Raw genomic sequence first — 11,119 nt, forward strand, 5'->3', positions numbered from 1 at the left:
ATCTAAAATATTGGGAGTAATGCCAAAATGACGACCGTAGTAAAATTTAACTTGGGGATGTCTGATTCTGGCTCGATCTAATTCATTGGTGACATCAAATTTATTGTGTCGGGCGGCAAATAGTAGAATCGGTAAAGCGGAGAGTTCGGTGTAACCTTTGTCTACACACTCGTCTACGCCCTCTTGAATTGTTGGACCTGTTAGTTCTAAAAAACAAGGTACTACAGGGCGCGATCGATCTAAGGCTTGGTAGGTGTTGACAAAATCCAAAAAAGCCTGACGACCATCTTCATCTCTGGTACCATGACCGATTGTTAATAATGGACGTTGTAGCGGTAGTGGTGGCAATGAGAGCGATTCAGGGGTGAAATGAGTTCGATCGAGAGTAGGCATTAATGGTTAAAATTCCTTCCCGTGCAAGGCGGGAAAATAGAGTGGATACGCAATAACTAGGTTTTCTGGCTTAGGCACGAAGTTAGATGTAGGAAGTGGAAAAGAGTTACTTGCGATCGCAAAAGCTTGTTTCTCGCTTTGCCTTCAGCCTTCATCCTTGATCTTTCCGCCTTTACAGTTGCCGCACAGCCTCGGACTGATACCGATGTTTCCCTAGAGTCTTGTGATTGACGTGTGCCTTGTTATCTTACCGGAATCCGCACCAACTGGATATGCTCCTGGGGGGGTATTTTCTGTAAAATGTCCAGCTCTCTTAACAATTCTTTGCAATGCTAAGAAATATAAATCAATTCTACTAATTGTGGCTCAAATTGCATAATTACTTCATATTTTTTGCCGATAAAATTGGTTAAGCTGGGAGTAAGACAGAAACCAGAGGATTTTTCCATGAATGCCGTTTTTAGCCCCAGATCAAAGCAACCCTCGTGGCAAGCGATCGCAATGTTTGCCTTGGGGCTTTGGCTGAGTGGTAGTCTGATTATAGATTTCGCGATTATGCCTCTTCTCGCGTCGGCGGGAATGATGAGCCAATCCAGTTTCGCAACTGCTGGCTATTCTATTTTCTGGGTTTTTAACCGGATCGAGTTATTGTGCGCTGGTTTAGTGTTAGCTAGTCTCCTAGCACTACGCGGGACTTCCCCTCTCTATCATTATGTGAGACGCTGGGCAATTTTATTATCAGGGCTGCTTCTGACAATTGCACTTATTTATACATACATCATGACCCCTCAGATGAGTGCCCTGGCAATGCAATTGAATGTTTTTGAGCCAGCAACGGGAATGCCAGCGGGGATGATTGAGATGCACGAGTGGTATTGGATGCTAGAAGCGATTAAGTTAGTCGCAGGTGCTACGGTGTTGGGCTGGTGTTACAGAGATTCTCACCGGATGGCTTGATGGAAGAGATTGGCGGTTGAAACCGCAGCTACACAGACGAAACCCGCCTGCGCGGGTTTTTTTTGTTTGGATCGTGCGACATAATTAGGACTTACGCTCATAAACCCGGTTTCTACAGAAAATTGTGGGTTTAGACGATCGAGGTTGACGAAGAAACCGGGTTTCTGACGACCTGTGCGTAAGTCCTGATAATATAAAAGTACTACTGAGAAGGAGATCTGATATGGTTGTTAGCAAAGACTATTTTTACATTTCTCCAGAAGACTATTTAGAAGGGGAAAAGATGAGTCCTATCAAACACGAATATATTCGTGGAGAAATCTATGCCATGGCTGGAGGAAGTGATGCCCATGCCACCATTGGGGGTAACTTATTTGCGCTATTAAGAAACCATGTACGGGGTAGTGGCTGTCGCGCTTACGCCTCAGATATGAAAGTTCGCATTGAAGCTGCAAATTGCTTTTATTATCCCGATGTCATGGTAACTTGTGATGAACGCGATCGCACTCCTGATGATTTTAAATGCTACCCACGTTTGATTGTAGAAGTTCTTTCTCCAAGTACAGAAGCGTTTAATCGAGGAGGGAAGTTTGCTGATTATCGCACTATAGAAACTCTACAAGAATATGTGTTAATTTCTCAAGATCAAGTGAATGTAGAGTGTTTTAGGCGTAACGATCAAGGGCGTTGGGTGCTTTATACTTATAGTACAGAGGACGATGTTTGTTTAGAGAGTATTAATTTTTCTACTCCCATGACTAATATCTATGAAGATGTGGCTGGGTTGATATAATATGAATTACACAACTAGAGGATATATAGTTGGCATGGTGCGTTACCAAAGGGTAACACACCCTACATATAGAGCTTATGGGTTAGCGTAACCTACACCATACCTATACTGATGTTAGTGTAGGAAATCTCACTTTCATTCAATACTATAAATTACCTCTAACCGGAATTCACCATCAGGGGGAACTTCGACAATATCTGTAGCCGCATTAGTCGTTTCTACACAGAGGAAACGCTGATAATCAGTATCATCAAGATCTGCCATATTTGCACAAATTGTCACCCAGGGATTCCATACTACAGTAGATTTACTACCAGAAGATTTAATCCGGATGCGGCGATTGAGGGCAGGATCGTTAATGACTAATTCATTGGTAACATTAAGATAGATCCGATCTACTTCATTGGCAATCGCAACTGCACCCAGTTGAGTTTTTTCCACACCACCATCAACCTTATCAAGATACTGGGTATTTTCTAAACCCAAAACCTCCACGCGGTTGATATCGCCGACTTGGAAATAGGTATGAAAAGCTTGGGTGAGGGGAAAAGATTTATTGCCTAAATTGCGGGTAATTAATTCTACAGTGAGAGTGGTGCTAACGGTAATTGCGATCGCGAGTTCAAAAGTTTGAGGCCAAATCCCTCTAGTTTCCTCAGTATCCTTAAGTCCTAAAATGACTTTCGTTGCGCCGTCTGCAGTTGTGGCAGTTTCTAGCACATTCCAGAGGCGATTCCGGACAAACCCATGACTTGGACGGTTTAAGCCTTCGGGATCTGGACCAAACCAAGGCCAACAGATGGGTATACCGCCTTTGATGGCTTTCCCTTCTGCATAATAGGCTTTTTCGCTCAAGAACATCAAATCGGTGGTTTCAGTGGCTGGTTGAAAGGAAAGCACTTGACCAGAATAGACTGAAATTAATGCTTTAGCTTTGCCATTGTCGATGTGAATCATGGGGAAACCACCCTTTCCGGTAGCGAAGGTGAGGTTGCCGGGAATGCCGTAGTCAGTGTTTAATTGGTCAATATTCATGGGATTGGTCTGGTGAACTGCTTTACAATTATCTAATATTATGGTGGCTAGATTTTATTGTGTTGCTTGGTTTGACAGATAGCCGTCGTATATTCTGGGATTATCATATCAAACAAACTTGGGTTATCGACTATGTAAAAAAATGTTGATTTAGTTTGTTATTGATATCGATCTACTTATAGTAGGTAGGGTGCGTTAGCAAAGCGTAACGCACCCTACAAATAGAGTTTTTGCGTAAAGATCGCTCTAGATAATGGAGAGAATCTGTACCTTATTCCTCAGTCAGTTTTAGTACCTCTGGTGGATAATCTGCCCCCTCTAGCATGATGCTGGTGATGGCAGTATAAGCATCAACCCAAGCTTGCTTAACCTCTGAAGTCCAGGCATCTCCAGCAATGGTTGCCAATGTCTTAAGCAGAGAGTTACCAACTAAAGGATAGTGTTGTGGCAGTACACCATATTTGACATGCCGAGTACCCAAACCTTTAAGTTTTTCTGCTAAAAGTTCAGAGTTGCGGAGGTTAGCTACAACGAACTTCAAGGATTCAAAAAGATGATTTCCTTGCTCATCCATTCGCGTATTAGCAAATAGAGGCTTGACTTCAGGATAATCACCTAAAAGGTTGCTGTAGAAAGCAGTAGGAAAATTTTGATTAGAATCTTGTACTGCTTGGAAACTGGTCTCTAAAATCTCAACATTCAACATAAAAGCTTATTCTCTGAGATTAACTAGGACTCCTAAATATTGTCACATCACCAAAAGGATGTCAAACTTTCAGGAGATCGCAGTAAGGAAAAAAGTTGATGGCTGACTGCTAACTGCCCAGTGCTATATCTCTCCGTAAGTCAAAAATTTTCTGCTGGTACCTCACACGGCTGAAATCCTCTGTAATTAGATATCCAGAGCGATCTGTGGGAGGATTTAGCGATCGCGTATTTTGCAATTTAATCTTTCTCTGTACCATCAGGTTTTATGAGGATGATAGTATCTTGTTCCGCCAATTCAATTAACTCAACTACTGTGAGATTAGACTCAGACAGTTCAATAGTTTTCATAAATCGGATATCAACAATAAGGGTTTCAGGATTGGGAAGTTACTCCCATGGGGGTAACTTCCGTTTAGAGATAGCCTCTTAGATTGATTACCCTATCTCGGAGCTTTTTTCCAGCCATTTGAGAGCGCCTGCGCTTCTGTACAAAACCACTTCTCCCCGCGAAGCATATCGATGACTGTAATGTTATAATCTCTCATCCCTGGAAGATGGTACAACTTGTTGCCAGTCGTATGTGAAATATTGCCTTTAATCGCGCAGGATGGGTTGGGAGGAACAGTCGTTCCAGTGGCAGTAGCACGACGAGCAAAACTAATCTGCAAAAAGGCAACTGTTAATATGGCTGAGGCGATCGCAATTTTTTTGAGTAACATAGAACTTCCATTCAGTAATTACAATTTTGACTATTTTATTTTTATACCGAAATCGGTAATTTAGTCAATAATATTTTCAATATCTCCACTGCGAACCCCTTTGCGCCCTACTCTGGCGAGAAGCCGCTGCGCGTCTATGCGTTAAAAAAACCTCCGCGAACCTCTCTTCAAACCTCCGCGAACCTCTGCGTTAAAAAACCCCCACCCACAAACCCCGCTAAAATCAATAAAAACACCCCACCCCAAAAATGCTAAACACCATCACCATACGCGGAGCCAGACAACATAACCTCAAAAACATCAACCTCGATCTCCCGCGCGATCGCCTGATCGTCTTCACAGGCGTATCCGGTTCCGGCAAATCCTCTCTGGCATTCGATACCATCTTTGCCGAAGGACAACGGCGCTACGTCGAATCTCTCAGCGCTTATGCCCGTCAATTTCTCGGACAACTCGATAAACCGGATGTGGATGCCATCGAAGGATTAAGCCCCGCCATCTCCATTGACCAAAAATCCACCTCCCACAATCCTCGTTCCACCGTTGGTACAGTTACCGAAATTTACGATTATTTGCGATTGCTCTTTGGGAGGGCGGGCACACCTCACTGTCCGAAATGCGATCGCTCGATTACTCCCCAAACTATCGATGAAATGTGCGATCGCATTATGGCTCTCCCCGACCGCACCAAATTCCATATCCTCGCTCCTGTCGTTCGAGGGAAAAAGGGTACGCACAAGAAGCTTATCTCCAGTTTACTGGCGGAAGGATTTGTTCGCGGGAAGGTCGATGGCGAGGTTTTTGAACTCTCAAATTCTCCCAATTTAGATAAAAATTATACACATAATATAGATGTGGTGATTGACCGCTTAATCAAAAAGCCTGGTATAGAGGAACGTTTGACGGATTCTCTGACTACTTGTTTGCGTAGATCTACTGGTATTGCGGTAATTGAGGTATTATATGATACACCTATACAGTCCGATAAACCCAAGGATCGTAAGAGTAAGTATATATCAACTGACCCAGAAAAAGCAAGTATTTCCGATGGAGAATTACCGAAAGAATTGATATTTTCGGAAAACTTTGCTTGTCCACAACATGGGGCGGTAATGGAAGAATTATCTCCCAGACTCTTTTCCTTCAATTCGCCTTATGGTGCTTGTCCCCACTGTCACGGGTTGGGGAGTTTGCGGACATTTGCGCCGGAATTGGTCGTGCCTGACCCAAGCCAACCGTTGTATAGTGCGATCGCGCCTTGGGTAGACAAGGAAAATTCCTATTATTTATCCCTACTCCACAGTATCGGCGAAATCTATAATTTTGAACTTACTACACTTTGGCAAAAACTCACTCCCAAACAGATTGAGGTAATTTTGTACGGAGTGGAGGATACTATTTGGATGAAAGAATATAAAGATTATCGGAGATTTAGAGGGGTAATTCCCATCCTGCAAAAACAATACGACGACACCAATTCTGACTTACAAAAGCAAAAGTTAGAACCCTATCTCATGACTAGCCCTTGTGAAGTTTGTCACGGGAAACGGTTAAAACCAGAAAGCCTATCAGTAAGACTGGGGCAATATCGAATTAACGATTTAACAGAAGTCTCGATTCGGGAATGTCGGGACAGGATTGAGCAATTACAACTTACCTCGCGCCAAGCTCAAATTGGGGAATTAGCGCTAAAAGAAATAAAAGCGCGATTGCAGTTTCTATTAGATGTGGGATTAGATTATCTAACTCTTGACCGGGCGGCGATGACTCTTTCGGGAGGAGAAGCGCAACGGATTAGATTAGCGACTCAAATTGGTTCCGGTTTAACTGGGGTTTTGTATGTATTAGATGAACCCAGTATTGGTTTACATCAAAGAGATAATGGGCGGTTATTGGCTACTTTAAAGAAATTGCGAGATTTGGGTAATACTTTAATCGTAGTCGAACATGATGAAGAAACTATTCGTGCTGCGGATTGGATTGTCGATATTGGCCCCAAAGCCGGAATTCATGGTGGGGAAATTGTGGTGGAGGGAAAATTAGCGGAATTATTGATAGCGGAAAATTCTCTAACGGGAGCATATTTATCGGGACGGCGGGTAATTGAGACACCTAAAGAAAGGAGAGAGGGAAATGGCAAAGTGCTTTCAATTAAAAATGCCTATAGAAATAACCTGAAACATATAGATGTAGAAATTCCTCTCGGTAAGCTGGTTTGCGTAACTGGGGTATCTGGTTCCGGAAAATCCACTTTAGTGAATGAACTTTTATATCCGGCTTTACAACATCACCTGACTAAAAACGTCCCTTTTCCCAAAGAATTGGGTGCGATAAAGGGATTAGAGGCAATTGATAAAGCCATTGTAATTGACCAATCCCCTATTGGTAGAACACCTCGTTCTAATCCCGCCACTTATACCGGAATTTTCGATAGTATTCGGGAGATATTTACCCACACTATCGAAGCTAAAGCCAGGGGATATAAGGCGGGACAGTTTTCTTTTAATGTGAAAGGTGGCAGGTGCGAAGCTTGTGGGGGACAGGGGGTAAATGTCATTGAGATGAATTTTTTACCTGATGTTTATGTCCAATGTGATATTTGTAAGGGGGCGAGATATAATCGGGAAACTTTGCAGGTGAAGTATAAGGGACATTCCATTGCTGATGTTTTGAATATGACGGTGGATGAAGGGTTAGAGGTGTTTAAGAATATTCCGAGGGCAGTGACAAGATTACAAACTTTGGTGGATGTGGGATTAGGATATCTTCGTTTGGGACAAACTGCACCTACTTTATCTGGAGGAGAGGCGCAACGGGTAAAATTGGCAACGGAGTTATCGAGAAGGGCGACGGGGAAGACTCTTTATTTAATCGATGAACCGACGACGGGGTTATCTTTTTTTGATGTGGATTATTTGTTGCAGGTTTTGCAGCGGTTGGTGGATAAGGGGAATTCTGTTTTGGTAATTGAGCATAATTTGGATGTAATTAGGTGTGCGGATTGGGTAGTGGATTTGGGTCCGGAAGGTGGGGATATGGGAGGGGAAATTGTTGCTGTGGGTACGCCGGAGGTGGTGGCAGGGAATGTTAAATCTTTTACGGGGGAGTTTTTGCGGGGGGTTTTGGGGTAGGGTTTTTTAACGCAAAGGTACGCAAAGGTGGCGCTTCGCTACACTACGTGAACGCAAAGGGGGGGATGGTTTTACTGTGAGTTTTTTTAATGCATAGACGCGCAGCGGCTTCTCGCCAGAGTAGGGCACAAAGGTTGGGTTTTGCGATCGCAATAATGGGATATATTTAGATTATGTGTTATTGCGGCATCTAAGGAGACTTACCATGTCAGATGAACTCGGTCAAGATAGAATTTCATTAATCTTTGATGGTGAATTGTCTGGTAAACATTTTCATAAACTTTTAGTTTCTTAGGAGAATTTTCTGATATCGTTTGTCTGCCAGCGTAGAGAGAGTTAGTAGTTCCAAAAGCTACATAAACCTATCTCTAAGGCTGGTAATCAACAAATGGAACAGAAAGTCAATGCAATCCAGAGTGACATAAAAACACTCGACGCTATCTCTAATACTTTGAATAACATTCATCAGAGTTTAACAGAAGAAAGATCTGATACAAAGTTAATCAATGATATTAAAGATACCAAATCTTATGTCGATCTAGCAATATCTATTCTGAGGAAAAATCAAAAGGCATTAGCCAATATTTATCAAGCACCACCACCACCACCGGAAACTTTTTGAATCTGGGCTGACAGGCTGTCAAGGAATAGACGGGGTTTCTGGACTTTATACTCATCACTAAAACGAAGTATTTTAGTAGAGAAACCCGATTTCTGATTAAGTCCTATCAATATCAAAATTCTTCAATTAATAAATCCATATATGTTCTTAGTTCTTCAGTCTCTAGATCGTTATGACAGTATTTTTTTATACTGGCATCTCTGATATATTCTAGAGCCACACGATAAGGTCGAGTTGACGACTGGATTATAAAACTTCTCTTCAAACCATCAGTATTTTGGTTAACTCCAACCTCTAAACTAGTAATAAGCCACTTAAGACATTGATCGAGATCTTTATTAAAACCCTTCTTTACCTTTTCTTGATCCGTCGGCGAAAGTGTATCCAATCGAGTAAACCTCTCTAATCCTCTTTTAGTTGCTTCTCTAAGTATTTCTCTTTTTCCAAGAAAATTAAGCCAAGCTTTAAGCTGCTTCACTACATTACTTCGAGCTTCTACCCTTTGCTGAGATGTAGCAATACTGTATATTTGCCCCTGTAATTGTTGAAGTAGATCCTGAATACTATCAATATTTGGTGGTGCTTGATTTACCAAGCTTTGCAAACGAGCAACGATGTCAGATACTGTTTTATCTTTATTCTTTCTTTCCAGAGATAATTGGGACAGTTGCCTAAAATTGCCCACAATGACTATGGTATATAGCGAGGGAACTATCGGCGCAACAGTAAATAGAGCAAATAATGCGGCAATTTTAGCTCCTTTTTCTTTAATGTCACAGACAGTCGATTCAAGAAGCCAAATCGCAAATATTAAAACTATAATATACGCAATTAAAGCACCTACCTTGATAGCAGGTATCTCTTCTGGAGTGATTTGCTTTGTCATTGTGAGTAATTTTGGTAGAACTGCTCTGAGTTAACTTTGATGAAAGATGGAGATTGCGTTAAGTACAATCACTGAAGATGCTTTAGCTTCAGGCAGATAGAAAATAAAATTTTATAATCCCAGCAGAAGTCTGACATCAACTGCTAGATACACCTCTGTCCGATCTGAAATGAAAAGGCATCAATGATTGGCCAATCATTGATGATTTATCAATAGTTGCTCATGATTAAATAGATATTGTACCCCAAAATTGTGGTCGAAGTCAATAGTTTCTTCGGAGAGGCAGACAACTTCTCCTTTGCCGCAGCCCCCCGTCATGGACTTAAATTCTGATTCAGTCGGTTTCAACCGATAACTTGCACCAATCTCAATTAGCCTAAAAACCCGCCAGAGAATAAATTCTCTGTCTAATAGCTTAAGTCCATTAAAATGGACTAACACTCTAATCCAGTCGGTTTCAACCGACTTAAGCTATTAGACAGTGGTTTTAACCACTGTCGGGTTATCGCGAGTGCTAAATGGATAACTTCAAAGCCAAGTTTCTTGAGGGCTGCAATAACTTGTTTTGATGATCTAATCTCTTTGAGAATCATATTGTAAATTTGGGTAATTCCCTTTCAGCGTCTACTTGGCGTTTTCCATTAATCCCAGCCGCGCCCATCTTACATTCCTTCCTCTCCACTCTCTCCACACCCAACTAACCGCTGCTTCCAGATACGAGACACTCAAACTCAGGAATGCTACAACTGAATGAGAAGGGATGCTTCCAGCATCGCTAGGAGTTGATACCATCATGTTGATCTAAAAAATGTCCAAACCCTTACATCTAAATAAGCTGGATGCTATCCGTGGTTTTGCTGCGATGTATGTGTTACTTTACCACTTAGTATCACATTTAGATTTTATCCCCAAATCGATAAAAACTATTTTTTTCTCCTTTGGGCAAGAAGCGGTAATGTTATTTTTCTTGCTGAGTGGCTTTGTTATTTACCTGTCGATTTACAAGAATCCTCATATAACCTTTAAATCCTATTTCATCAAAAGGTTTAGGCGCATCTATTCCCCGTTTATTGTTTCTATTTTACTGGCGATTGCGATCGCTTACTTCAACGGCAACTTGCTCAAGTCTTTTTCCTGGAGTGAGTTAGCGGGTAATTTGCTAATGCTCCAAGACTTTGCCGAGGTGAAGCCGGGAAACTGGGTTAATCCGTTTATGGATAATTTACCTCTCTGGTCATTATCTTATGAATGGTGGTTTTATATGATGTTTTATCCCATTTATAAAGGTTTGGGTAAAACTCCTTACTGTATTTATTTTGTCCTTGGTTTGTCTGTCATTGCTTATGGTAGTTATCTTTTAGTTCCCAACCACGCTTCCTTTGTAGTAAGTTATTTTATTATATGGTGGTCAGGGGTAGAAGCGGCGAGAGTATTTATCCGCGATGGTCGATTTACTTATCGTAATATCCAGCCGATATTCTTTTCCCTCTTGTTCATGACTGTGGTGACAGCGATTCCTATCCTCCACGAAGCCAAGATTCGTTTAGGCTATTTCCCCTTTCTGACTTTTCGCCACTTTTGTATCTCCTTATTGGCGGTAGGGATTGGCTTGGTTTGGTACAGACAGAAGTTATTCTGGTTCGATAATATGCTAGGATGGTTTACTCATGTTGCACCGATTTCCTATGCCGTTTATATCATGCACTACCCCATCTTAATGCAGCTTAATTTGAGTAGCTATATACCAAATCTGGCAATAACTCTGGTAATTAAGTTAGCCTTAACTTTTGGCTTATCCTACTTAACAGAAATCAAACTTCAACCTCTGGTTAATAGCTGGATTAAATAGAAGCGAATAAGTTTTTGACTCCCCAC

The 11,119-nt window shown here is 41.7% G+C and carries 11 protein-coding genes; 5 read left to right on the forward strand and 6 right to left on the reverse strand.

Annotation, left to right across the window (positions count from 1 at the left end; all coding sequences use genetic code 11):
* The coding region (locus tag NJ959_RS18310) for a CbiX/SirB N-terminal domain-containing protein (protein WP_254013178.1) at window positions 1-393 on the reverse strand (393 nt) is incomplete at its 3' end.
* 447 nt (window positions 394-840) lie between these two features.
* Here NJ959_RS18310 and NJ959_RS18315 point away from each other — a divergent pair.
* Window positions 841-1,350 carry a DUF4149 domain-containing protein gene (locus NJ959_RS18315; RefSeq protein WP_254013179.1) on the forward strand — a complete coding sequence of 170 codons (510 nt, stop codon included), beginning with the start codon at window positions 841-843 and terminating at the stop codon, window positions 1,348-1,350.
* 223 nt (window positions 1,351-1,573) lie between these two features.
* Window positions 1,574-2,143 carry a Uma2 family endonuclease gene (locus NJ959_RS18320; RefSeq protein ID WP_254013180.1) on the forward strand — a complete coding sequence of 190 codons (570 nt, stop codon included), beginning with the start codon at window positions 1,574-1,576 and terminating at the stop codon, window positions 2,141-2,143.
* Window positions 2,144-2,278: 135 nt separating this feature from the next.
* Here NJ959_RS18320 and NJ959_RS18325 read toward each other — a convergent pair whose 3' ends face one another.
* The 3 genes from NJ959_RS18325 to NJ959_RS18335 all read right to left on the reverse strand — a co-directional run bounded on the left by NJ959_RS18325 (window position 2,279) and on the right by NJ959_RS18335 (window position 4,605).
* The gene (locus NJ959_RS18325; protein WP_254013181.1) at window positions 2,279-3,178 is read right to left on the reverse strand and encodes a D-hexose-6-phosphate mutarotase; all 900 of its coding nucleotides are present in this window, start codon (window positions 3,176-3,178) and stop codon (window positions 2,279-2,281) included.
* Between the two features lie 271 nt (window positions 3,179-3,449).
* Window positions 3,450-3,884 carry a globin family protein gene (locus NJ959_RS18330; RefSeq protein ID WP_254013182.1) on the reverse strand — a complete coding sequence of 145 codons (435 nt, stop codon included), beginning with the start codon at window positions 3,882-3,884 and terminating at the stop codon, window positions 3,450-3,452.
* Window positions 3,885-4,326: 442 nt separating this feature from the next.
* Window positions 4,327-4,605, reverse strand: a complete 279-nt coding sequence (locus tag NJ959_RS18335; RefSeq protein ID WP_254013183.1) for a sunset domain-containing protein — start codon at window positions 4,603-4,605, stop codon at window positions 4,327-4,329.
* A gap of 248 nt (window positions 4,606-4,853) precedes the next feature.
* Between NJ959_RS18335 and uvrA the strand changes: the two genes are divergently transcribed.
* Window positions 4,854-7,736, forward strand: coding sequence for an excinuclease ABC subunit UvrA (uvrA, locus tag NJ959_RS18340; RefSeq protein WP_254013184.1), 2,883 nt, complete (start codon window positions 4,854-4,856; stop codon window positions 7,734-7,736).
* A 388-nt stretch (window positions 7,737-8,124) separates the two neighbouring features.
* Entirely contained in the window at window positions 8,125-8,358 is a 234-nt protein-coding gene (locus tag NJ959_RS18345) for a hypothetical protein (RefSeq protein WP_254013185.1), read from the forward strand.
* A gap of 112 nt (window positions 8,359-8,470) precedes the next feature.
* Here NJ959_RS18345 and NJ959_RS18350 read toward each other — a convergent pair whose 3' ends face one another.
* Window positions 8,471-9,244, reverse strand: a complete 774-nt coding sequence (locus NJ959_RS18350; RefSeq protein ID WP_254013186.1) for a hypothetical protein — start codon at window positions 9,242-9,244, stop codon at window positions 8,471-8,473.
* A 195-nt stretch (window positions 9,245-9,439) separates the two neighbouring features.
* Entirely contained in the window at window positions 9,440-9,685 is a 246-nt protein-coding gene (locus NJ959_RS18355) for a hypothetical protein (RefSeq protein WP_254013187.1), read from the reverse strand.
* Window positions 9,686-10,052: 367 nt separating this feature from the next.
* Here NJ959_RS18355 and NJ959_RS18360 point away from each other — a divergent pair, with 367 nt between their 5' ends.
* Entirely contained in the window at window positions 10,053-11,093 is a 1,041-nt protein-coding gene (locus NJ959_RS18360) for an acyltransferase family protein (protein WP_254013188.1), read from the forward strand.
* The last annotated feature ends 26 nt before the right edge of the window (window positions 11,094-11,119 follow it).

The sequence above is a fragment of the Limnofasciculus baicalensis BBK-W-15 genome, from assembly GCF_024178385.1.
GTDB lineage: Bacteria > Cyanobacteriota > Cyanobacteriia > Cyanobacteriales > Coleofasciculaceae > Limnofasciculus > Limnofasciculus baicalensis.

What these genes read in the sequence shown, in the direction of transcription:
- NJ959_RS18315 (WP_254013179.1), top strand. Translation starts at nt 841, where the DNA reads ATGAATGCCGTTTTTAGCCCCAGATCAAAGCAACCCTCGTGGCAAGCG.
- NJ959_RS18320 (WP_254013180.1), top strand. Translation starts at nt 1,574, where the DNA reads ATGGTTGTTAGCAAAGACTATTTTTACATTTCTCCAGAAGACTATTTA.
- NJ959_RS18325 (WP_254013181.1), bottom strand. Translation starts at nt 3,178, where the DNA reads ATGAATATTGACCAATTAAACACTGACTACGGCATTCCCGGCAACCTC.
- NJ959_RS18330 (WP_254013182.1), bottom strand. Translation starts at nt 3,884, where the DNA reads ATGTTGAATGTTGAGATTTTAGAGACCAGTTTCCAAGCAGTACAAGAT.
- NJ959_RS18335 (WP_254013183.1), bottom strand. Translation starts at nt 4,605, where the DNA reads ATGTTACTCAAAAAAATTGCGATCGCCTCAGCCATATTAACAGTTGCC.
- uvrA (WP_254013184.1), top strand. Translation starts at nt 4,854, where the DNA reads ATGCTAAACACCATCACCATACGCGGAGCCAGACAACATAACCTCAAA.
- NJ959_RS18345 (WP_254013185.1), top strand. Translation starts at nt 8,125, where the DNA reads ATGGAACAGAAAGTCAATGCAATCCAGAGTGACATAAAAACACTCGAC.
- NJ959_RS18350 (WP_254013186.1), bottom strand. Translation starts at nt 9,244, where the DNA reads ATGACAAAGCAAATCACTCCAGAAGAGATACCTGCTATCAAGGTAGGT.
- NJ959_RS18360 (WP_254013188.1), top strand. Translation starts at nt 10,053, where the DNA reads ATGTCCAAACCCTTACATCTAAATAAGCTGGATGCTATCCGTGGTTTT.